Annotated in this window: 20 protein-coding genes; 6 read left to right on the top strand and 14 right to left on the bottom strand. The window is 61.1% G+C overall.

The window, feature by feature from the left end:
• Positions 1 to 186 (top strand): hypothetical protein (locus tag ACJ5NV_RS20060; protein WP_411646623.1); only part of this gene is annotated, 186 nt, incomplete at its 5' end.
• A 580-nt stretch (positions 187 to 766) separates the two neighbouring features.
• Here ACJ5NV_RS20060 and ACJ5NV_RS20055 read toward each other — a convergent pair.
• From ACJ5NV_RS20055 to ACJ5NV_RS19995, 13 genes are all read right to left on the bottom strand, one after another.
• Entirely contained in the window at positions 767 to 1567 is an 801-nt protein-coding gene (locus tag ACJ5NV_RS20055) for a crotonase/enoyl-CoA hydratase family protein (RefSeq protein WP_411646621.1), read from the bottom strand.
• Complete coding sequence (locus ACJ5NV_RS20050; protein WP_411646619.1) at positions 1564 to 2823, bottom strand: CaiB/BaiF CoA transferase family protein; 1260 nt, start codon at positions 2821 to 2823, stop codon at positions 1564 to 1566. The genes ACJ5NV_RS20055 and ACJ5NV_RS20050 overlap by 4 nt, the downstream gene beginning before the upstream one ends.
• Positions 2824 to 2831: 8 nt before the next feature.
• Positions 2832 to 3161 (bottom strand): NIPSNAP family protein, encoded by a 330-nt coding sequence (locus ACJ5NV_RS20045; protein ID WP_411646618.1) that lies wholly within the window; start codon positions 3159 to 3161, stop codon positions 2832 to 2834.
• Positions 3162 to 3178: 17 nt separating this feature from the next.
• A complete protein-coding gene (locus tag ACJ5NV_RS20040; protein WP_411646616.1) occupies positions 3179 to 4615 on the bottom strand; it encodes an aldehyde dehydrogenase family protein in 1437 nt (478 codons plus the stop codon).
• Positions 4616 to 4634: 19 nt separating this feature from the next.
• Positions 4635 to 5006, bottom strand: coding sequence for a YciI family protein (locus ACJ5NV_RS20035; RefSeq protein ID WP_411646615.1), 372 nt, complete (start codon positions 5004 to 5006; stop codon positions 4635 to 4637).
• Positions 5007 to 5073: 67 nt separating this feature from the next.
• Positions 5074 to 6033 carry a Bug family tripartite tricarboxylate transporter substrate binding protein gene (locus ACJ5NV_RS20030; RefSeq protein WP_411646613.1) on the bottom strand — a complete coding sequence of 320 codons (960 nt, stop codon included), beginning with the start codon at positions 6031 to 6033 and terminating at the stop codon, positions 5074 to 5076.
• A 66-nt stretch (positions 6034 to 6099) separates the two neighbouring features.
• Complete coding sequence (locus ACJ5NV_RS20025; protein ID WP_411646611.1) at positions 6100 to 7599, bottom strand: tripartite tricarboxylate transporter permease; 1500 nt, start codon at positions 7597 to 7599, stop codon at positions 6100 to 6102.
• Positions 7599 to 8069, bottom strand: coding sequence for a tripartite tricarboxylate transporter TctB family protein (locus ACJ5NV_RS20020; RefSeq protein ID WP_411646610.1), 471 nt, complete (start codon positions 8067 to 8069; stop codon positions 7599 to 7601). Before ACJ5NV_RS20020 ends, ACJ5NV_RS20025 begins: the two co-directional genes overlap by 1 nt.
• Before the next feature lie 53 nt (positions 8070 to 8122).
• Positions 8123 to 9160 carry an Ldh family oxidoreductase gene (locus ACJ5NV_RS20015; RefSeq protein WP_411646608.1) on the bottom strand — a complete coding sequence of 346 codons (1038 nt, stop codon included), beginning with the start codon at positions 9158 to 9160 and terminating at the stop codon, positions 8123 to 8125.
• Positions 9157 to 10044 carry an alpha/beta hydrolase gene (locus tag ACJ5NV_RS20010; RefSeq protein WP_411646607.1) on the bottom strand — a complete coding sequence of 296 codons (888 nt, stop codon included), beginning with the start codon at positions 10042 to 10044 and terminating at the stop codon, positions 9157 to 9159. The genes ACJ5NV_RS20015 and ACJ5NV_RS20010 overlap by 4 nt, the downstream gene beginning before the upstream one ends.
• 37 nt (positions 10045 to 10081) lie before the next feature.
• Positions 10082 to 10639 (bottom strand): NADPH-dependent FMN reductase, encoded by a 558-nt coding sequence (locus tag ACJ5NV_RS20005; protein WP_411646605.1) that lies wholly within the window; start codon positions 10637 to 10639, stop codon positions 10082 to 10084.
• Positions 10640 to 10657: 18 nt separating this feature from the next.
• The gene (locus ACJ5NV_RS20000) at positions 10658 to 11563 is read right to left on the bottom strand and encodes a VOC family protein (RefSeq protein ID WP_411646604.1); all 906 of its coding nucleotides are present in this window, start codon (positions 11561 to 11563) and stop codon (positions 10658 to 10660) included.
• Between the two features lie 121 nt (positions 11564 to 11684).
• Positions 11685 to 12536: a fumarylacetoacetate hydrolase family protein gene (locus tag ACJ5NV_RS19995; RefSeq protein ID WP_411646602.1), complete on the bottom strand. Its 852-nt coding sequence runs from the start codon at positions 12534 to 12536 to the stop codon at positions 11685 to 11687.
• Between the two features lie 179 nt (positions 12537 to 12715).
• On the opposite strand from ACJ5NV_RS19995, the gene ACJ5NV_RS19990 reads away from it, so the two are divergent.
• Positions 12716 to 13414 (top strand): FCD domain-containing protein, encoded by a 699-nt coding sequence (locus ACJ5NV_RS19990; RefSeq protein ID WP_411646600.1) that lies wholly within the window; start codon positions 12716 to 12718, stop codon positions 13412 to 13414.
• 296 nt (positions 13415 to 13710) lie between these two features.
• On the opposite strand, the gene ACJ5NV_RS19985 is transcribed toward ACJ5NV_RS19990, so the two are convergent.
• Positions 13711 to 14211, bottom strand: coding sequence for a PadR family transcriptional regulator (locus tag ACJ5NV_RS19985; RefSeq protein WP_411646599.1), 501 nt, complete (start codon positions 14209 to 14211; stop codon positions 13711 to 13713).
• A gap of 586 nt (positions 14212 to 14797) precedes the next feature.
• Between ACJ5NV_RS19985 and ACJ5NV_RS19980 the strand changes: the two genes are divergently transcribed.
• From ACJ5NV_RS19980 to ACJ5NV_RS19965, 4 genes are all read left to right on the top strand, one after another.
• A complete protein-coding gene (locus tag ACJ5NV_RS19980) occupies positions 14798 to 16015 on the top strand; it encodes an exonuclease SbcCD subunit D (RefSeq protein ID WP_411646597.1) in 1218 nt (405 codons plus the stop codon).
• A gap of 3 nt (positions 16016 to 16018) precedes the next feature.
• Positions 16019 to 19726 (top strand): AAA family ATPase, encoded by a 3708-nt coding sequence (locus ACJ5NV_RS19975; protein WP_411646595.1) that lies wholly within the window; start codon positions 16019 to 16021, stop codon positions 19724 to 19726.
• Positions 19727 to 20418: 692 nt separating this feature from the next.
• Positions 20419 to 20964, top strand: coding sequence for a DUF6151 family protein (locus tag ACJ5NV_RS19970; protein WP_411646593.1), 546 nt, complete (start codon positions 20419 to 20421; stop codon positions 20962 to 20964).
• A 246-nt stretch (positions 20965 to 21210) separates the two neighbouring features.
• Complete coding sequence (locus tag ACJ5NV_RS19965) at positions 21211 to 21627, top strand: NAD(P)H-dependent oxidoreductase (RefSeq protein ID WP_411646591.1); 417 nt, start codon at positions 21211 to 21213, stop codon at positions 21625 to 21627.
• Positions 21628 to 21876: the final 249 nt, after the last annotated feature.

Below are 21876 nucleotides of genomic sequence, written 5' to 3'. Positions count from 1 at the left end.
GATACGAATCTCGACTGGAGACCAACGCCGCACAGCCTGAAGCACACGGCCATCACTTGGGCCATCCAGAACGGCGCTTCAATCGTCGACGCGGCGGGGATTCTTTGCCACCAGCACTGCAACGATCGAGCGGACATATTGGCACCTTTCGCCCCATTTTCAGAGCGGTACACTGGCTGCAATTGAGGGGAAACAGGGGCGCGTAAATCGTCAGATTTCCTAATCGCCTTGTTTTATTGGCGCACCCGAGAGGATTCGAACCTCTGGCCTCTGCCTTCGGAGGACAGCTCAGAGAGGCCTTTTGATTGAATTTAAACGTTTTTTCCCGGATCTCGCTCATCGATTTGTCCTCAGATTCGGCTGAATCAGGGGCGAAACGGGGGCCAGTGTTTTGTGAAGGGATTGAGCGAAAGTTGGACACACAGCTGCCACTCGACAAGTCCCCTTCCCTATCCGTACTTTGGCCAGTCTGAGCAGAAACCAGAACTTAGCGCCACGTGCGATCAAGTTGATCTGCGGCCGGCAAAGTGGACGTTTGCTGTAGTGGAGTCGTTCTTGAGCTGAACGCCGACACGAAGGGCGGGAAGCGGGCCTTCCCGGCAGTTGCGAGGTGTAGGTTCACTGTATGAGAAAGCAGACCTTCGGCCGCAAGTGGCACTTTCGGCGGCAGAGAGCGTCGGCGTCGAGCCCTAACGGGGCTCATTATGTGACATGTAACCCTCTGCTTCAGGGAAATCTGCCAGCATTCCGAGCCGCTTTACGGACATTAACTCCCGTCGAATTTACCCGCACGTCGTTCGAGAAGCGCTGCAACAGCTTCGGCATGATCTTGTGTTTGATGCACAGCGCCTTGATAGGCCGCAGACAGTTCAAGCACTTGATCCAGCGTTGAATTGGTGCCCTCGCGCATCAAACGTTTGGTCAGCCTGAGTTGGCGAGGCGGGTTGCGGGCGATGCGCCGCGCCAATGTCATGGCGGCCTCCATCAGGTCTTCAGGTGGCGCGATTTGCGACACCAGTCCCCACGCTAACGCGGTTTCGGCATCTATCGGATCGGCCGTGAAAGCCATCTGCGCGGCGCGAGACAGGCCGACCTGACGCGGCAGTATCCATGATCCGCCATCGCCTGACACAATACCTACGTTGACAAAGTTCTCTGCAAAAACGGCTGTTTCAGACGCGATGCGGATGTCGCAGAACAAGGTCAAATCGCAGCCTGCCCCATAGGCCGGACCGTTCACAGCGGCGATCATCGGCACTTCGACATTCCAAACCGCCTTGGCGACGCGCTGGATGCCAGCGCGGTAGCTGTTGCGCACGGCAATGGCGTCGCCGCCGAAGATGCCCTCTTTATCGCGCATGTGTTTCAGGTTGCCCCCGGACGAGAACGCCTTGCCCGCTCCCGTCAGGATCGCACAGCGGATCGACTGATCATTGTTCAGCCACTCCATCGCGGCGCAAAGTTCATCGACAACGTCCGCGTCGGTGATCGGGTTGCGCATATCCGGCATGTTCAGCGTCAAGGTGGCGATCCCGTCGTCATGGGTCACAAGGAGTTTGTCGGTCATGTCTGGCCTTTCAAAAACTGCACCGCACCTGTGGCTTCGAGTGCATCGATGTCAAAATCCTCGGGGTCCAAGAGCTGGCTGAGGACAGCAAAAGTATCAGCCCCCAATTCGGGCGCTGCTTTGGGCGGAATAGGCGGCGTTTGTGATAGCTTCAGGGGCGAGGCGACGCCCTGCAACGGGGCGCCGTCTGTTGCAACAGGCGCGGTGCGCATGCCGCGCGCTTTGATGTGTGGGTCGTCAAACACCCGTTGCAGATCATTGATCGGACCGACAGGCACCTGTGCTGCATTCAGCGCCACGATCCAGTCGTCCATCCTGCGACCTGACATGACACCTTGCAGGATCGGGATAAGCGTCTCGCGGTTGCGGACCCGTTCGGGGTTTGTCGCAAACCGCGCATCCGCGGCAAGCCCTTGCAGTCCCGCGACCTCACAGAACCGCGCAAACTGCCCGTCGTTGCCAACCGCAAGGATCACATATCCATCGCTGGTCTCAAACGCTTGATAGGGCACGATGCTGGGGTGGGAATTGCCAAGGGGCTTGGGCGAGGTTCCGGTCGCGAGATAGTTCATCGCCTGATTGGCGAGGGTCGCCACCTGCACGTCGAGCAAGGCCATGTCGATCTGCTGCCCCTCTCCGGTTGCATCGCGGTGGCGCAAGGCTGCCAGAATGCCAATGACCGCATATAGCCCTGTCAGAACATCTGTCAGCGCGACCCCTACTTTCATCGGCTCTGCGCCAGCAGTGCCCTCTTTCTGTCCGGTCACACTCATCAAACCGCCCATGGCCTGAATAAGGAAATCATAGCCCGCGCGGTCGGCATAGGGGCCGTTCTGGCCGAAGCCGGTGATCGAACAATAGACGATATCGGGCTTGACCCCACTAAGACCAGAGTAGTCCAGACCGTATTTGGCCAGACCGCCAACCTTGAAATTTTCGATCACGACATCGCAGGAGGCCGCCATAGCGCGGACCACACGCTGCCCCTCGGGCTTAGTAATGTCGACCACAACGGATTTCTTGCCACGGTTCGCGCTGTGGAAATAGGCGCTGCCCCGATCGGTGCCAGCGTCATCCTTGACGTAGGGCGGCCCCCAGCTGCGGGTGTCGTCACCGCCATTGGGGTGTTCGACCTTAATAACCTCGGCACCCAGATCAGCCAGAATCTGTGTCGCCCATGGGCCTGCCAGAATGCGTGTCAGATCAAGAATACGCATGCCGGAGAGGGCCTGCCCTGACGCTTGGGGGGATGTCATACCGGCCCTTACGTGATCGTCGAAAAAGACGTTGGCGTCAAAAAGCTGGAGGCGATGTTGGCGACAACCTCGCCGTGCGCCTCTTGATGGGCAGCACGCGCGGCGACCCATTCAGGGTCGCTGGCAAAGGCGTTCCAAAGCTGTTCGCGCTCTGCCAGTGACTCCCATGCCAGAAAATAGGTCAGGTCGTGATTATTGGGGCCGACCAGCGTGGTGAAGAAGCCCGCGGGGCGCAGGCCCATCCGCTCCCAGATTTTAAGGGTCGTGGTTTCAAACCGCCCCAGCAGGGCCGGCATGCCACCTGGAACGCAGGAATAAACGCGCATTTCGTAGATCATGGTCTGTCCTTTGTGGCTTAAGCCAAGGTGTAAGCGGTTTTGACCGTTGTGTAGAATTCCGCCGCATAACGCCCCTGTTCGCGCGGTCCAAAGCTGGAAGCTTTGCGTCCACCGAACGGCACGTGAAAATCAACGCCAGCGGTCGGCAGGTTCACCATGACCATCCCGGCCTCGGCGTTGCGTTTGAAATGGGTCGCAAATTTTAGGCTGGTCGTCGCGATCCCCGCAGACAGGCCGAAGTGCGTGTCGTTAGCCACCTCAAGCGCCGCGTCATAATCCGCGACGCGGATGACGGCGGCGACGGGGCCAAAGATTTCTTCGCGGGCGATGCGCATGTCATTGGTGCAATCGGTGAACAGCGCTGGACGCTGAAAGAACCCTTCGGTTGCACGGCTCAAGCGTTCGCCCCCCGTAAGCAGGCGCGCGCCCTCGGCTTGGCCGATCTGAATGTAGTCCTCGTTCTGCGCCAATTGGCTTGCGTCCACGACCGGACCGATCTGGGTCGCGGGATCCAAGGCGTCCCCGACAGACAGCGCGTTGATCCGCTCGCTTAGCGCTGCAACAAATTTGTCGTGGATCGCGTCCTCGACGATGATCCGCGATGAGGCCGTACAGCGTTGGCCGGTTGAGAAGTACGCCCCCTGCGTCACACAATCCACGGCCACGTCCAGATCGGCGTCTGCCAGCACGATAAACGGGTTCTTACCGCCCATTTCCATCTGCGACTTGCGCATGAGTTTGGCTGACTCCAAGGCGAGTGCGGCCCCCGTGGGTTGCGACCCCGTGAAGGTCAACGCATCGACATCCACGCTTTGCACGATGACCTGCCCGACAACGGACCCTTGCCCCATGACAAGGTTCAACACACCTTCGGGAAGCCCCGCCCGTTGAAGGATATCGACCAGTGCCCACGCACACCCCGGGACCAGCTCAGCGGGCTTGAAGACAACAGTGTTGCCATAGCAAAGCGCGGGCGCCAGTTTCCACGCGGGAATGGCGATAGGGAAGTTCCACGGCGTGATCACGCCGACAACACCAACCGCTTCACGGGTCACTTCAACGCCCACACCGGGCCGAACGGATGGCACAGTTTCACCCGCCAGACGCAAAGTCTCCCCCGCGAAAAAGTCGAAAATCTGCGCGGCGCGCACTGTCTCGCCGATGCCCTCGGCAAGTGTCTTGCCCTCTTCGCGCGACAACAACTGGCCAAGCTCGTCCTTGCGGGCGAGGATCTCGTCAGAAGCGCGGCGCAAAATACCGTGCCGTTCAAGTGGCGCACTGCGCGACCACGCGGGAAACGCCGCCTTGGCCGCATCAATCGCATCACGGGCCTGTGCCGCGTCGGCGCGGGCGTAATGGCCGATGATATCTGCGGTATTGGACGGGTTGATATTGGGTGTGGCCTCGCCCGCGACCCAAGTTCCGCCAATGAAATTCTGTTTGTGATCCGACATATCGGTCTCCTGCGTGGGTTTAGCCGATCTCGGCAGTTTGATCTGAGTAGCGCACGGTCAACGTCATTGCGCCTTCGTTAAGCATCCAGCGGTTTACGGTGTAACTGCGTAAACCGGCGGCGTGGAATGGGTCGGCATCCGCGTGTGTGCGGGCCTCGGCTTCGTCTTTGGCGCGCAGAATAATCATGCCGCCGTAGGGAACTGTCTCGCCCTCTTCGAACAAAGGGCCGGCACCGAACAGAATGCCGTCGCGCTCCAGTCTGATCTGATACTCCAGATGGGCGGGCAGAATGTCTTGCATCCCTTCGCCGCGCGCTGGCGTGGTCGTGATGACATAGAGGGACTGACGCAACATGTTGGCATAGAGGTCTTCGGGCTTTGTCGTGCTCATGATGCGGCTCCTCGCTGGAATTGGAATTGGAATGGCCCGCCAACCGTATGTCGGCGGGCCAGATGGTTTAGCGTTTGTCGATGCCAGCGCTTTCGATCACGTCGGTCCAGACTGCGATCTGCCCTTCGATAAGCGCGGTCATTTCCTCGCCAGTAGACGGCGATGGCTTTGCGCCGAGGGACGAAACCATGTCGCTCACGTTCTGGGCGGCCAAGGCGGCATGCACTTCGGTGCGGATACGATCCGCAATCTCGTCAGGGACACCCGCTGGCATCCCGATGCCTGTCCATGACACCACGTCAAAACCTTCAGCGACGGTCTCGGACACGGTGGGCACATCAGGGGCATCGGGCCAGCGTTCGCCGGATGTAACGGCGAGAATGTCGTAGACGCCAGCCTCGGCTTGCGGGCGGATCACAGTGCCTGTATCGATGACAACATCGACTTCACCACTCATCAGTGCCGTCGAAGCGGCTGCACCACCCTGATAGGGGATGTGCAGGAAGTCGGCATCCGTGCGCAGATCTAACAATTCGCCGGTCAGGTGCTGGGTTGATCCGACGCCCGAATGGCCGATCTTGATTGTTCCCGGCGCATCAGCCGCCGCCGCGATCAGAGCCTCCATAGACTCGTATTCGCCAGCGCGGGCCGCGACCATGAAGGGGAACTGCCCAAGGGTCGAGATAAAGGTAAAACCGTCGACGGATTCATAAGGCAGGCTTTCGTAAAGGCCCGCGGCCACAGCGTGGCCACCGACCATCAACTGCATGGTGTAACCGTCAGGATCTTCGTTCGAGACATAGCCCGATGCCACTGTGCCCCCTGCACCCGGACGGGATTCAACCACAACAGGCTGGCCCAGCCCTTTGGACATTTCTTCTGCGATTATCCGGCTAACAGTATCCGCGTTACCGCCCGGGCCAAAGCCGTGAACAATGCGCAACGCGCGTTCGGGGAATTCCTGTGCCGCTGCCGGCACGGCAAGGGCTGCCACGAGGGGCAGTGTCGTCAGTAGTTTCTTAAACATTTTAGTTCCTCCCATTTGGTTGGGCCCCTTTTTGTGTCACCTCGGGCCCGGTAAGGTGTGCCGCGTTTACGATGTCGCGCGCGCGGTTCTTCGTCGTTGTGACAAGCTAGACCAAAGCGCCCAGACAATCAGAATGACCGAGCAAACGAACAAAACAGCGCTGATCGGGCGGGTCACGAAGATTGTGAAATCGCCGCCATAGAGCAGCATCGTCCGGCGGAAATTGTCTTCGAGCAGCGGGCCAAGAACAAAGCCCAAAAGCACAGGCGCGGGTTCAAAACGGTAGCTTTTCATCAGGTAGCCGAGGACACCGAAGGCCAGCGTCAGCAGCACGTCCGTTACGCTGGTTCTGTGCGAATAGACGCCGACACAGATCATCAGCAGGATCATCGGATACAGCTTTTGATAGGGAATGCGCAGCAGCAAAACCCAAAGTCTTATCAGTGGCACGTTGATCAGCAGCAGGATGATATTGCCGACAAAGAAGCTCGCGATGACGCCCCAGAACAGGTCCGGTTGATCCACCATCAGTCGGGGGCCGGGAATGATGCCGTTCAGGATCAACGCCCCGATGATCAAAGCCATCACAGCATCACCGGGCACACCCAGCGTCAGGGTTGGGATAAATCCGGTCTGGGACGCGGCGTTGTTGGCCGCTTCAGGCGCGGCAAGGCCGGGCAAATGCCCTGTGCCGAATTTCTCGGGCTTGCGCGAAAATCGTTTTTCAATCGCATAGGCCATGAAGGATGCAATCGCAGCGCCTGTTCCCGGTAGGGCGCCAAAGAAAGATCCGATGCTGGACCCGCGCATAATCGGAAAGATCAGCGTTTTGGCCTGCGCCCGTGTCGGGATGACATCGCGCATACTGACAGACAATGGTGCCGCACCGGGTTTAGGCCTACGCGATGCGTGGCGGATGACTTCGCTGACACCGAACAGGCCCATCGCCAGTGCCACAAGGCTTATGCCATCGGCCAGTTCTGGCATTGCAACAAAGCGGTAGTATCCGGTTGTGGCATCCGCACCGACCAAACCCAACGCGATGCCCAGAACAACCATCGCAAGCGATCTGATCTGCGACCCCGTCCCGATCATCGAGGCCGCCAAGAGCCCGATGATCACCAGCATCGCATATTCGGGTGCGCCAAATTTCAGGGCAATCACGGTCATCGGGATCGCGGCAAGCACCAGAACAGCCACTCCGACCATGCCCCCCAAAAAGGATGAGAACGCCGCAATAAACAAGGCAAGCCCGGCGCGATTGCTTTGTGCCAGCGGGTAGCCTTCCAGACAGGTCACAACCGACGAGGGCGTTCCGGGCAAATTCAGCAAGATAGACGCGATCGAGCCGCCATACTGCGACCCGTAATAGATGCCAGCCAGCAGGATCATCGACGATGTTGCATCAAGATAGAAGGTCACCGGCAGCAAAAGCGAAATCGCTGTGATCGCACCAACGCCGGGCAGAACCCCGATAAGCTGCCCCAGCAACACACCGAAGAACGCGTAGATCAGCACGTTGGGCTGCATCACCACTGACAGGCCAAGGATGAATTGATCCAGCATTATGGCCTCCAGAACGCGGGGATTGGCAGCTCAAGCCCCACAAGGAACAGAAGCCAGCCCAACCCAGCCGCGACAATGGCATAGATCAGCACGGTCAGCGGTTTGGCCTGATCATCGGCAAACATCGACACGCCGACTGCCAGAAACATCGACGGGAGAAGGCCCGCCCGTTCGACCAACAGGGCGAAGATAACAATGCTCGCCGAGACGAAACACAGACCGCGCCACTGAAGCGTTGTGGGGCGCTCTAGCGCAGGGCCGCGCAGATCAACGACGATAATGGCGATGGCCAGCAGTGAGATCAGAACACCGATGGTCTGCGGAATAAAACCGGGGCCCATCTGATTGACCGAGCCTGTGGGGTAGCCCCAGGCAAAGAACGAAATCACCAAACCGGCCGCCAAAAGCACACCGCCGCTTACAGCGCGGGCTGCTTTGCTTTGTCCTCCATGATCCTCAATATGTGCCACAGTTCCCTCCCAAGAACGCGAATGCCCATCGATTTGTTAGGCTCGATTTATTCTCATTGTTCGTTCTGCATCGTCTTTGGCGGCGCAACGCCAAGCCTGTCACCCAAAGCCGCCAATCGATCCAACGTGCCATTCGCCAAGGGAATGCCCGCCTGCATCCGCGCCTCTGATAGGCGAAAGCCACGTTCACCAGGCATGAAGATTTCATCCGTCCCAGGTGCCCGCGGCAAACCTTTCAACTGCTGCCCCAGCGCCGCAATCTGGTTTGCGAAACTCTCTGGCGCGCCGAATGCACCGATCTTGATCGCCAATGCCGCCCCGTTCATCGCGCCCTTCCCACCACTCAGAACCGTCGAGATGACAGGATTTGCCACCAGCACGCTGGACAGCACTTCAATCATCAGCGACAGGCCCGACCCTTTGGGGCCGCCAAGCGGCGTGAGGGTCGCGACTTGCGTGGGATCCGTCACCGGATTGCCGTCTGCATCAATCGCCCAGTCCGGCGGGATCGTCGTGCCCGCATCTTTGGCATGCATGATCTTGCCCAAGGCGGCCGTCGATGTGGACATATCCAGCAACAAGGGCAGACCCGTTGACGGCGCAGAGATAGAGATCGGGTTGGTTGACAGACCGGACACCTTGGCACCGTGGTAGGCCATCAGCGGGCCGGATGCTGTCATGACGATGCCGATGCAGCCGCGCTCTGCCGCCCGCAGCGCGAAGTATCCGACAGCACCGGCATGGGTGATATTGCGGGCCGAACACCAGCCGATGTTGAATGTTTCGGCCAGATCAATCGCCGTATCCATCGCCGCGACCATCGCAGACGGCCCCGGTGCCTTGCCCGCTTCAAGCACGGCCACGGCACCGTTGCGTGTTTCTAGTTCGGGTTGGGCGGTCGGATTGATCAGCCCCGTTTCAACCATCTCGATATAGCGTGGTATGCGCAGCACCCCGTGCGAATTGGCGCCACGGGCGTTGGCCCAGACCAGAATATCGGCCGTGCGCTCAGCGTGCTCTTCGGCGTAGCCGCCCGCCCCCAACAGGGCAGAGGCATAGGCCTTTAGGGACTGCGCACCCAACAGTTTCATGATGCGTCGCTGATCTGGACTGGGAAAAATTTGGTCAACCAAGCCTCGACCAGAGCTTGTGTGTGGGGGCGGTCTTCGTCCGATACAGGGAAGTGCGACATGCCCGTCGGGATCATAAGTTCGGCGTTGGCACCGGCTTTTTCAAACAGACGGATCGACTGCTCCATCGGGGTGATCACGTCATGAGCTGTGTGGAACAGCAACAGCGGGCGCGGCGCGATAGAGGCAACGACATCTTCGGCGCGGAAGTTATACATGCTGATCGCGGTTTCCACCGGCACCTCGAATTGGGCCTTTGGTGACAAGTTGACGCGCAATTCGGGCGGAATTGGCACCACGTCGAATCGCGACACCCACATGCATTCGCCTGTCTCGGCTTTGTGTTTACGGCCCTTTTCCAGAATGCCCGTGAACTTCTCCCAAGCTTCGGGCGTCGGGTGCTGGCCACGAAACTTGCGCTCTCCGTCCCCCCAGCCGCAGAACGACATGACGCAGGCGATACGTTCATCCACACCTGCAGAAAAGATCGCCACCGCCGCGCCAAAACTGTGCCCCGTCACACCGATGCGTGCCGGATCAACCTCTTCAAGACCGGACAGATACGTGACCGCGTTGCGTGTGTCAGCCACCTGATCGAAACACCGCACCTCACCGCGCGCGCCTTCGCTTTCGCCGCAGCCACGGAAATCCATACGGAACACACAGTATCCAAGGTCCGCAATCATACGGGCGATGATCTCAACGTGGGATTTATCCTTGGTTCCGACAAACCCGTGAAGGACGATAAAGGTGGGCAGGCGCTCGCCGGGCTTGCGGGACTCGGGCACATGAAGCACGCCAGAGAGTTTCAAGCCATCGGACATAAAAGTATGCTGCTGTTCCATGTGATCATGCCTCTTTCAAGTCAGGTCGGGACTTCGCCTAGACGGCGGCCCATGTGTTGCTAAATGCAGTGAAGCTAGAGAGGTGAGCGCGCAGAAACGCCTCGGTCTCGGGGTTGGTGATGGCGCCTGCATCCACATCCAGTTTGCCGATGGCTCCTGCGATTTGCACTTCGGGTTTCGCCATCACGATCATGTCTTGTGACAATAGCGTCTGACGCAGGCTTTCATGCACCCGCGCGCCACCCAACAACCCCGGAGATACGCTCCAGATCGACACCGGCTTATGGGCCAAGGGGCTTGGGGTTTTGCGCGACAGCCAGTCGATGGCGTTCTTCAGACCACCCGGAATGGACCAGTTGTATTCAGGTGTCACAATTAACAGCGCGTCTACGCTTTCGACCTGCGACATGAATGCCGCCACAGCGTCAGGCATCCCCTCATCCAGCAGATCCTGATTGAACAAGGGTAGCGTGCCCGGATTTGCAAGCGCCACCGCTTGCGCGTCGTCAGGCAGCAGATTGGACGCCGCCCATGCTGCCGCGCGGGACAGGGATGCGCGCCGTAAGGAGCCTTCTAAAATACCGATTTTCAGCATGGAAACGTCTCTCTTTGGTTAAACTGCGGGGGCCGTCCAAGGGAAGTGATGCTCGCGCCAAGGCAGCGGCGCAGGTTCCCCCCAGACATTCATCACGCGGACATTCTCGGGACGCTTCAAAGCTGTGATAATGTTCGGCTCGTAGCGCTCGTCATCGTTGATCACGGCCATGTTTCCGGCCAGCTCGACCATCGCGCCGCAGGTGTCGATATAATAGGCAAAGGTGTTGTCACCCGGACGGTGCCGCCCCGGACCCCAGATGAAGTTCTTGCCAATGGTGTCGAGTCGATCACCCAAGTGGCAGTAGCTTGAGAATTCAGCCACCTCCCATGAGTAATGGTGCAACCCCGTGCCCCCCTTCACGATGCCAAGGATATGGTGCAACCGGTTCGCGGCCCGCATCCAGTTCAGGCCGTCATCGACCATCCGCTCAGACAGGCGCATCCCGAAAATCTTCTCCATCTGGCCCCGTGTTTCGGCAGGCTCGGGAGAGAGGATATTAACGTGATCAAGCCGCAGCGGCGCCATGCCGGGCGTGGGGTGACGATTGCCATAGATTTCTGTCTCAACAGGACTGTGAAGTTCGAATGTGTGACCCTGCGGCGTGACGAATTGCATGCCCGCGACGCAGCAATCCAAACTCGGCTCGGTTGAGATCAGCGTGCAGCCAGCCTCTTCGACCCTAGACGCCGCTTCGGCCACTGCCGCTTCCGAGACAGATTCAAACCCCAAAGACCGTATCGCGTTTTCGTCGGATTTGTGCAGCACTAACTCTGCCATGCGCCCGTTGGACGATAACCATACGCAGTCGCCCTCCTCTCGTGTAACGCGCAACCCGAGAATATCGCAGGACTCCCGAACCAACGCCTCCAGATCGACGACGTTCAACTGAACGTGCCCCATCGAGTTCACCAGATAGCCCATGCTGTGTTCCTCCGCTTGTTGCCAAATGGGTATCACACATTTTCGCAAGCGCAAGTTATTTTCGAAACTTTTGCAATAGTAGAATTAAAGCTGCAAGCCAAATCCATCTCAGCGGGTGACTTTAGGCGGTTTCTTCGGCCACCACGGCATTTGAAAGCAGGCCGATGCCTTCGACTTCCACTTCAACCACATCGCCCGGGATTAGAAACTCCTTGGGGTCGCGGGTGATGCCAAAGCCCGTGCAGGTGCCCGTGACGATCACATCCCCTGCCACCAGCGGTGCGAAGGTCGAGATGTATGAAATCAGGTAGGGAATATCGAAGATCATCCGCGAGGTATTCGTGCGTTGCTTTTCGACGCCGTTCACACGGGTCGTGAGCGTGACGCCCACCTCAGGGCTTGGCATATCCTCCGGTAGCACCATCCAAGGGCCGAAGGCGCCGGTTCCGACAAAATTCTTACCGGGCGTGAACTGATGCGAATGCTTTTGCCAATCGCGGACACTGGCGTCGTTGTAGATGGAATACCCCGTGACGTGCTCCATGGCCTGCTCGGGGGTGATGTGCCGCCCGCCCGTGCCGATGATCACCGCCAATTCGCCCTCGAAATCCAGCTTTTGCGAGGATCGAGGCTGGATCAGGGGCGCGCCGTGGCCGATCTGCGACGACGGTAGGCGTAAGAACAACACCGGATAGGTCGGGACCTTATCAGGGTCGGTATCGTCCTCCCAATAATTGATTGCAGCCAAGACAATCTTGTCGGGATTCGGGATCACCGGCGCCAGCGCAACATCTGATACCGCACAGTCTGCGTCACCAAGATCCGACAGCACTTCGCACGGCAATCCGGCTGCGATATAGGATTTAAGGTCAGGGAACCGCGCCCCAAACCGTGCGCCCATATCGAACACCCCTTGTTCTTCGACCGCCCCCCAAGACGACTTTCCATCACATACGAAAGAGACAAACTTCATCAATCAACCCTTCTTCAGTCTGTCACAATGACTACAAGTGAACTCTTCCGAAATATATCTATTTTTTCGAAAGTTGTGGTGAAGGTGGAAAATCTGGGATATTCGAAAGCTTGTAGTTAGGTTTGATCCGCGCGTAACTTGTACGCCAACTCAGCCTTTGATAAAGACAGGAGAGCCATGTGCCGCCAAATAGTTTGGGCCCGACAAGTAGCCAATCCTCGACGCAGGACGGGGCAGACAATCGCGACGTGCTGACCCGTTTGCGCACCGACATTGTCAGCAGCGAGTTTGCCCCCGAGGCACGTCTGAAATTTGCAGAGATGACAAAGCGTTATGACGTCGGCGTCGGCACCCTTCGCGAGGCCCTGTCGCAGTTGTCGTCTGAGGGATTCGTGACGGTTGAGGCGGGCAAAGGGTTTAGGGTCGCGCCGGTCTCGGCAGAAGAACTGCTTGAGATTACCGACCATTTCATCGCCTTTGAAAAGCGTGCCGTGCGTGAAGCCATAGTACATGGCGGCGAAGACTGGGAAACCAAAATCGTGGCCGTGCATCACCGGCTTAGTTTGATCGAAAGCTTGCCTTGGGAACGTCGGATGGAGCGCCACTCCGAATGGGTTGAACGCCACCGCGAATTCCACGAAGCGCTTGTGTCTGCCTGTCAGGGACGCTGGTTATTCCGCCTCCGGTCAATCATGTTTGACCAGCTGGACCGCTATAGGTTCGTGACCAAGCGGGCACCCGATGGTCTTGGGGGACGGAAGTTTGACGAGCACCGCGACATTATGACGGCGACGCTTGCGCGGGATGCTGATCTTGCGGCAAGCCTGATCGAGCAACACATCCGCGACACATCCGAACGGGCAATCAAACTGCTATGACGGATACTCCAGATTAACTGGCGACGCGGATGTAATGCAGCTGGGACGCTTGAACACCATTCGCAGGATCGACCCCAAGCATCTGTTTATCGGGGCGGACGGCACGACGGGTATCGTTCCCGCGGCGGTTCTGAAGCCCGCGCCGCGTCCCCCTGCCCGCGGGACGGCTTGGCTTACGTTGAATTCCAGACGTCCGATCGTATGTCCGACTGAACGCTTTTGACTTCATTTTTCGCACCGTGCTTAAGGGCGCATCTGTAAGGAGATGCACCCTTGAGATTCTGAGGTGGAGCCCGTTAGCTGTCGTCATCTTTAGCCTTCAGAGCGCCTATCTTTTGATAAGCCTCATCAAGTATTTTAACGATTGCAGCGCGTTCCGTCTCTGAGACATCGTTCTCTCTCATGTGTGATTTGACCGCGTCGTGCAGCCGGTGAACCGCCGCCCGCACACTTGGGGCTGCCAGTCGGTCAAGCTTGTCGTAGATCCGGGCCAAGTCATCCTCCGCCTCGGTCAGCTTCGCCAGACCTTCTGCAGTGATGTGGTAGACCTTCTTGGTTCCGTTTGGAACAATCTCGACGTGCCCCATGTCCTGCAACACTTCTAGTGCAGGGTACATGACGCCGGGGCTTGGCTTATATGCCCCTGCCGTCCGTGTTTCGATCTGTGTGATCAGATCATAACCGTGGCGCGGTGTGTCTTGGATCAAACTCAGGATAAGCAGGCTGAGATCACCGTGCTCCAATGGTCGGCGATGTGATCTGCGACCGGGGCCGCCCTTGTGACGTGCGTTGCGCATGTTGCGTCCTTTCCATCGAGGGCCACCACCACGCCTTGCGTGGGTCATATGCGGGCTGCCAACAGTGTTTTCATCGTTTGCGGGGGTTGTTTGTGTGTTTCTGTCAGTCATAGATAAGTCCTTATTTCGTTATTACTAAACTGACATAGGCTTAGATATATCGAAACACAAGGGCCATTAGTAAAATCGTCCAATTTTTTGTGCGTAGCTGTCTGATCTTCCAAGGCTCTGTCATTCACACCAACAGTTTGCGGGTCCGTGATCGAGACAAAAACCTTTTGTGGTAAAGGGGCTTTCCCAAAGCGGGCATGACACAACTGCAGTAAACGGGCCCTTCATTTCGCACTGCGGGCCTCTCGCGATCAAAAATGCTGGATCTTGCATGAATGTCCGTTTCAGTGAGGTTTTGATACGGCGTCCGATCTATCTGCCAAGGTCGGCTTTGGGCCGATCGCATCAGCCGGCATGATGGGAAGCGCTGCGCTCGAAGCCATGTCCGCTCCCGAGAACCACCGCGACATCCCTTGGCGCTTGACCCTCGCGCCGGTCCCGGGGATCTTGACCGGCAACCCAAGGAGCCACCCCCATGCGCGCGCTGCACACTGCTGACTGGCACATCGGCCAAACCCTGAACGGCTGGTCCCGCGAGGCGGAACATGCGCGCTTCTTCGACGCCCTGACCGACCTCCTGGTCGCGGAACAGATCGACCTGCTGCTGGTGGCCGGCGACATCTTCGACACCACTAACCCCTCGGGCGAGAGCCAGCGGCTGTTCTACCGCACCATGGCCAGGATCAAGCAGCGGCTGCCCCGCCTGCAGGTTATCCTGACCGGCGGCAACCATGATCCCGCCCTGCGCCTGGAAGCGCCTGCCGACCTGCTGGGCAGCTTCGACATCCGCACGATCGGCACCATCCACCGCCGCGACGGCCAGCCGGACCTCGACCGCCACCTGATCCCCGTGCCCGGCCTGGATGGCACGCCCGAAGTTTTCGTCCTGGCCATCCCCTTCCTGCGCGCCGCGGACCTCTCAGGCCTTAGCTTTGCCGCCGATGAGGGCGAGACCACCGTCATCGATGCCGCGCGCCGCTTCCATGCCGATCTGACCGGGGCCGCCCTGCCCCGCATCGGCGATCTGCCCCTGATCGCCATGGGACACCTGCATTGCACTGGCGGCCTGGAATCCGAAGGGGCCGAACGGCGCATCCTGATCGGCGGATCCCATGCCGTGCCGCCCGACATCTACCCGCCCCGCATTGACTACGTGGCGCTTGGCCACCTGCACGGGCCGCAGTCGCTGGACGGTGGCCGGGTGCGCTATAGCGGCAGCTGTTTCCCGCTCTCGGCCTCAGAGATCCACTATAAGCACGGCGTCACGCTCCTCGACATCGAGGGCCGCACCATCCGCGCCACCCACCGCGAGATCCCCCTGCCCGCCCCGGTCCTGCGGCTGCCCTCCACCGGCACGATGACCCTGGCCCAGCTGGAAACAGCCCTGTCCCAGATTGAGGAGCTGCCCGAGGTCGAGCTGCGCCCGCTGGTCTATGTCGAACTGCTGGCCGAGGACGCGCCCGCGGTGATGATGGGCCGGGCCGAGGCGCTGCTGCGCGCCGCCCCCGTCCGTCCCGCCGGCATCCGCATCCACCGCGCTCACGACGATGCGGCGCCGCCGCCCGCCCCCGCCCCCTCGCTGGCCGAGACCTCGCCCGAGGCGCTCTTCGCCCAGGCTTTCGAGGCGAAAAACGGCTTCGCCCCCGAAGACCGCCACCTCGCCGCCTTCCGCGACGTGCTGTCCGAGGTCTGAGCCATGCAGATCCTGTCGATCCGGGGCGAGAACATCGCCAGCCTCGCCAAACCCTTCGAGATCCGCCTCGACGAGGGACCGCTGGCCAGCGCCGGCCTCTTCGCCATCACCGGCGAGACCGGCGCGGGCAAGTCCAGCCTTCTGGATGCAATCTGCCTAGCGCTCTACGGCGATTGCCCGCGCCTGTCCGGCGGCGGCACCCGCGAGGCGGTGGCGGATGTGGACGGCGCGACCCTGCGATCGACCGATCCCCGCATGGTGCTGCGCCGGGGCGCCGCCCGTGGCATGGCCGAGGTCACATTCCGCGCCGTCGATGGCGAGGTCTACACCGCCGGCTGGTCCGCCCGCCGCGCCCGCGACCGGATCGACGGCCGCCTGCAGGCCGCCGACCGCAGCCTGACCCGCGCCTCCGACGGCCAGGTCCTGGAAAGCCAGCTGTCCCGCGTCAACGACCGGGTGGCCGAGCTGACCGGCCTGACCTACGACGAGTTCCGCCGCACCGTCCTGCTGGCGCAGGGCGACTTCGACGCCTTCCTCTCGGCCCAGACCGGCGAACGCGCCGCGATCCTCGAGAAGGTCACCGGCACGCAGGTCTACCGCGACATCTCGCGCCGGGTCTACGAACGCCACGCCGCTGCCCAAACTGCCCTTGCCACGCTGGAGACGCGACGCGGAGAGCACCGCCTGCTCAGCGCGGAAGAACGCGCGGCGCTGGAGGCGGAGGGCAAGAGCCTGCGGGACCAGCAGGCGACCACCGCCAACGAACTGGCCGAGGTCTCGACCGACCTCGGCCGCTACCTGGCGCTGGAAACGGCGCAGGCCGCGCTCGACCGGGCCGAGGCGCGTGTCGGGACGGCCGGGACCGCGCTGGCAGAACTGGCGGAGCAGCAGGCCTGGCTGGCCGATTGGGATCGCGCCCAGGCGTTGCGAAGCGAAGTGCGCGAGGATCAGACCGCCGCCAAGGCCCTGCTTGATGAAACCGAAGCCGTATCCCGACTGACGGAGGCCCACGCGGCACAGATCGCGACGGTCGCCGAACGTGCCACCGAGGCCTCCGACGCGGCCACCCGGCTCGATGAGATCGAGGCGCTGTTCAAGGCGCTCGGCCCGGACTGGACCGCCGCCGAACAGCTCGACAGCCAGATCGCAACGGCAACCCGGGAACTGGCAAGCGCCGAGGCCGATCAGGCCGCACGGCAGGACAACCTGACGGCCGCGCAAACCTCGCAGGAGGCGCTGGAGGCCCAGGACCGGGACTTGCAGGCGGCCCTGACGCAAGCCACCCATGCCCTGCAACAGATCCCCGGACAGGATCTCCTTCTGACGCAATGGGCCACGCTGGAGGACCGGCTGGAGGCTCGCATCCAGGCCGCCACCCGCCTGCACGCCGCCCAAGCGGCGCTTGGCACCATGCACCGCGCCAACCAGGACCAGACCACAGCCCGCGACGAGGCCGAGACGGTCAAGACCAGCCTTGCCGAGCTGCGCCGCGCCCAGTCAGAGCTGCAGCCAGAGCGGCTGCGGCTGCAGGCCGAGGATCCGGCCGGGCGGCTTGCCACGCTCGCCCAGCAGCGGATCGACCTGCGTAGCTTGCAACAGGCCGCGACCCAGCTGCGCGAGGCCGAACGTGCCCTCTCCGACAGTGCCGAGTTGCAGCGCCACGCCCTCAGGGACCGCACCACGGCAGAGTCCGACCACAGCCGCCTGACCGCCGAGCTGGAGACGGCCCGGCACCATGTCGACGCCCTCTCCTGCCCCGTCGCCTCGGCCGAGGCCGCGCTCAGCGCCGAGGCGGATCACCTGCGCCAGCATTTGCAGCCCGGCGCGCCCTGCCCGGTCTGCCATGCGACCGAGCATCCGGTGATGGAGAACAGCGCCCTCGCCCGCCTGGCCGAGGACCTGCGCCAGCAGATGCAGACCGCCACCGATGCCCGCGACGCCGTGCAGGCCGGGTTGCGGGATGCTCAGGTCCGCCGCGAGGCAGCGCAGGCCGTGATCACCCGCGAAGAGAACCGCGCGGCCGAGCTGACCGCCGCCCGCGCCGCCGCCCGGGATGATCACACCCGCCAAAGCGCCGCGCTCGACGGCACCGACCTGCCCCTCGACCCTCAGGCGCCGGATGAGGCCTTCACGGCCCTGCAGGCCCGCCTGGATGCCGCCCGCGCCCCGCTGGACGCCGACCGTGGCCGCCTGAAGACGCTGGAGCAGGAACACCAGCGCCTTGGCGCCGCGATCGAGGCCCAGTTAGCGCGACAGACAGCACTCTCCGACCAGATCACCACCCTGACCGAAGGCCTGACCGACAGCGAGGCCCGCGCGCGCGACATCGCCCGCGACATCGCCGCAGCGACACGCGAGATCGAGGTGCTGACCCCGCGCCTCAGCCCGCCGCTCGCCGCGCTCGGCCTGTCGCCCGAATCCTTCGGCGCCGACGGCCAACCCACATTGGAGCAGCTCCGCGACAGCGCCCGCCGGGCCACGACGCTGCGCCAGCAGTTGACCGACACCGAGGCCGCCCGAGCCGAGCTGCTGCCCCGGCTGACCGAAGCGCGCGAGGCGACCCGCTCGGCCGGCCAGCTTGCCACCGAGGCGCAGCAGGCCCGCGCCCGGCGCCACTCGGCGCTGGACGACCTGAGGACGCAGCGCGGCCAGCTGCTGGGCGGCGAGCCCACCGGCGCACACCGCACCCGCCACAACGAGGCGCGCAAGGCCGCCATGGGCGCCGCGACCGAGGCGCAGCACCTCCACGCCGACGCCAACTCGCGCCTTGCCGCGGATCTCGCCAGCCTGACGGCGGCGCAGGACGCCCTGAACAGCGCCACCGCCCGCCAGCAGGCCGCAACCTCGGCGCTAGCGCTGGCCTGCGAGGCCGCCGGGCTGGACCTGTCCCGCATCCAGACCATGCACGCCGCATCGCCGGAGGACGTCGATCGCCAACGGGCTGCTCTGGACGCCGCCCGGACCGAACGCACCAGCGCCGAAGGCGCGCGACAGGAACGACGCGATGAGCTGTCCCGGCTGCAAGAGACAGGCCTGCCAGAGACCCCGCGCCCCTACCTCGAGACCCGCAAGGCCCAGCTGGACGCTACGGCAACCACGCTGACCGAAGCCGTCGGACGGCTGGCCGAACGGCGCGAGGCGGACGCCCGAGCCAGCGCCGCCCTCTCGGGCTTGCTGGCCGAGATAGAAGCGGCCCGCAGCGTGGCCGAGACCTGGACGGCGGTGAACGAGGCCATCGGCTCGGCCCGGGGCGACCGCTTCGCCCAGATCGCCCAGGCAGTCACCCTGGCCATGTTGGTCGAACGCGCCAACCTGCACCTGGACCAGCTGAAGCCGCGCTATCAGCTGGCCGTGGCCGACCAGGATCTCGCCCTCCACATCATCGACCGCGACATGGCCGGCGACACCCGGCCCAGCCGCCTGCTCTCTGGCGGCGAACGCTTCCTCGTGTCGCTATCGCTGGCGCTGGCGCTCTCGGGAATGGGCAGCCGCGGCGCGCTGGCCGGCACCCTCTTCATCGACGAGGGCTTCGGCAGCCTCGACGCGGAATCGCTCGACCTGGCCATCGACGCACTCGAGCGGTTGCAGGCCCAGGGCCGCACGATCGGCGTGATCAGCCACGTCCAGGCGATGAAGGACCGCATTCCGGTGCAGCTGGAGGTCACCAAGACCGGCGGCGGCGCCAGCGAGGTTGCCTTGCGGCTCGCCTGAGCTCGTCGAAGGGCGAGTTTTGGCGGTTCAGAGGCTCAGATCCTTCCAGATCCTCTCTTTCAGGTAGGTTTTTTCTCCAAATACAGCTCTGCGTTTGAAGTTATTTTCTTACCGGTAGGCAGTATCTTGCGCTGATTTTCAGATATCCCCCGGGGGAGCCACTAAACGTGAAAAACAAAGCAAATCCCCCAAAACCCACCATTTCCCCGGCATGAAACCGCCGGACTTCCTCGTCTTCAGCTCACTAGAGCCCGATCAAGGCCAAGATCCCTTCGCCAGCCGAGGCTTTCAAAGAACAACAACCGTAACACCAACCCCTCCGCATCGCCGGAATACTTGAGAGCTTCGGGGTTCGAATTACCCCCGTTAGAGGATCCGTCAGGAAGGATCCGAACGGGTTCCGCCTCAGGCCATGGGAAGGGAGCACGGAGACGGCAGCGTTGCGGAGGATGCCAACGTCGCCGGCGAGACATTCCCAGTCGCGCGGTCCGGCTCTCCCGGCCCAGAGCCGCCTTTGACCAAACCTCCGGTCGCCTCAGTGCAGCATCCGCATTGCGGCCATTCGTGCATAACTCGGTATTTGGTTGATTCAATGTCAGGAGGCACTCAGCCCCATGCCGCATCGTCAAAAGCCGGAGCGATGAGCAGAAGCCCCCTTCCTTTTGACTGCTCCGGCTGCCATCCTCTCACACATGGGCACCACTACATGGACATGCAAATGCGGCCAAGTCGCGCTCACTGTTGCGCTCGAAGGCGGCACGCGCGTCGTTTGCTATTGCAATAGCTGCCGCGGCTTCGTCACGCGTCTTGGCAAAAGTGATATTCTTGATGAATGCGGGGGGTGTGACCTTTATCAGGTGGCGCCAGAGGCCGCGCAGTTCGTGAAAGGTGCTGACAAGGTCGTGTGGACGAAGATGTCAGACAAGGGGCCAGCTCGGTGGTTCACGACATGCTGTCACACTCCGCTCGCCAACACGCTGCCTACACGCGCCATTCCGTTTCTGACGCTCCAAGCGGCATACCTCTCCGACAAAGAAGCATTGCCTCCGATAGAAATACGTGTGTTCCGAGAGTTCGCCAAGGCCCGCCTACCGAACACGAAATATGGGCAGCGCCGGCTCTTAAGGGAATTTGCCGTGCGCTCCCTCAAGTCAAGGCTTTCTGGTGGCTGGCGACGAAACCCCTTTTTCAACGATGTCGGCAAGCCGATCACCGCGAATGTGGCGCTGCCGGATTGAGGCCACCGGTGCCCCTCGCCAAGGCACCGGCCAATTAGTAATATATGGCTGCATGCTACTGGTGTTATAACCGTCCCTTAGCATCTACCATCGACGCTCATGGTACATCTTCACTCTCGGACTAAATCTGCCGTTGGTCAATCAGCCGAGGTGCGGTATTTTCAGCTCGCATTGCAGACGTTCCCGGCGGATGCAAAACCATCTCAGCAATGATTCCTCACGCCAAATGACTATCTTGGATTCAAAATGCATGTTCTCACCATACTTGATCACCCTGACCAAAACTCATTCAATTCAGCTGTAGCGAAAGAGTTCTGTGCAGGTGCTGAAGGGGCGGGACACACAACCGAGTTAGCTGACTTACATGCCGAAAACTTTGATCCGCGGTGGTCGATGGTTGACGTTAGTGGAGACAATTCAGGTCACGCTCCGAGCGACGTATTGGTTGAACAGGAGCGGATCGGCCGCGCTGATGCGATTGGATTTGTGTTCCCTCTTTTCTGGTGGGGCATGCCTGCGATGACGAAAGGATGGATCGATCGGGGCTGGTCGTGGGGCTGGGCATACGATCAACTGGATGATCCAGAGAAGTCTCTTCAAAGACCGCGAACAGGTGTTTTGCTTGTGCCTGCGGGCGCACGTTCGGACGAGATGGAAGAATGAGGCTACACATCGGCAATCGAGACGGCGTGGATGGCTGGAACCTTTGGCTACTTCGGCTTCGTCAATCGGGAGCTAATACTTCTTAACGGCTCCAAAGGGTCGAAAGCCAGACGCGAAGATTTGCTGATGCGCGCTCACACAGCAGGCGCATGTTTGAAATTGGCGGTTTGAACGGCCCAAACCGGCCGTTAGTCGTAGGTTAAGTTGCCGCGGTGCAACTTCCCCACAGCGGACATTTGGATTTAGTTC

Origin of the sequence: Loktanella agnita (assembly GCF_046640325.1) — a bacterium.
GTDB lineage: Bacteria > Pseudomonadota > Alphaproteobacteria > Rhodobacterales > Rhodobacteraceae > Yoonia > Yoonia agnita.
Note: the sequence above shows the minus strand (reverse complement) of the source record. Positions and strands in the feature narration are given on the sequence as shown.

Coding starts and splice junctions, on each gene's coding strand:
- ACJ5NV_RS20005 (WP_411646605.1), bottom strand. CDS start 10,639: ATGCTGAAAATCGGTATTTTAGAAGGCTCCTTACGGCGCGCATCCCTG.
- ACJ5NV_RS19965 (WP_411646591.1), top strand. CDS start 21,211: ATGCATGTTCTCACCATACTTGATCACCCTGACCAAAACTCATTCAAT.
- ACJ5NV_RS19985 (WP_411646599.1), bottom strand. CDS start 14,211: ATGCGCAACGCACGTCACAAGGGCGGCCCCGGTCGCAGATCACATCGC.
- ACJ5NV_RS20055 (WP_411646621.1), bottom strand. CDS start 1,567: ATGACCGACAAACTCCTTGTGACCCATGACGACGGGATCGCCACCTTG.
- ACJ5NV_RS19980 (WP_411646597.1), top strand. CDS start 14,798: ATGCGCGCGCTGCACACTGCTGACTGGCACATCGGCCAAACCCTGAAC.
- ACJ5NV_RS20045 (WP_411646618.1), bottom strand. CDS start 3,161: ATGATCTACGAAATGCGCGTTTATTCCTGCGTTCCAGGTGGCATGCCG.
- ACJ5NV_RS20050 (WP_411646619.1), bottom strand. CDS start 2,823: ATGACATCCCCCCAAGCGTCAGGGCAGGCCCTCTCCGGCATGCGTATT.
- ACJ5NV_RS20025 (WP_411646611.1), bottom strand. CDS start 7,599: ATGCTGGATCAATTCATCCTTGGCCTGTCAGTGGTGATGCAGCCCAAC.
- ACJ5NV_RS20040 (WP_411646616.1), bottom strand. CDS start 4,615: ATGTCGGATCACAAACAGAATTTCATTGGCGGAACTTGGGTCGCGGGC.
- ACJ5NV_RS20000 (WP_411646604.1), bottom strand. CDS start 11,563: ATGGGCTATCTGGTGAACTCGATGGGGCACGTTCAGTTGAACGTCGTC.
- ACJ5NV_RS19970 (WP_411646593.1), top strand. CDS start 20,419: ATGGGCACCACTACATGGACATGCAAATGCGGCCAAGTCGCGCTCACT.
- ACJ5NV_RS20010 (WP_411646607.1), bottom strand. CDS start 10,044: ATGGAACAGCAGCATACTTTTATGTCCGATGGCTTGAAACTCTCTGGC.
- ACJ5NV_RS20035 (WP_411646615.1), bottom strand. CDS start 5,006: ATGAGCACGACAAAGCCCGAAGACCTCTATGCCAACATGTTGCGTCAG.
- ACJ5NV_RS20015 (WP_411646608.1), bottom strand. CDS start 9,160: ATGAAACTGTTGGGTGCGCAGTCCCTAAAGGCCTATGCCTCTGCCCTG.
- ACJ5NV_RS19975 (WP_411646595.1), top strand. CDS start 16,019: ATGCAGATCCTGTCGATCCGGGGCGAGAACATCGCCAGCCTCGCCAAA.
- ACJ5NV_RS19995 (WP_411646602.1), bottom strand. CDS start 12,536: ATGAAGTTTGTCTCTTTCGTATGTGATGGAAAGTCGTCTTGGGGGGCG.
- ACJ5NV_RS20030 (WP_411646613.1), bottom strand. CDS start 6,033: ATGTTTAAGAAACTACTGACGACACTGCCCCTCGTGGCAGCCCTTGCC.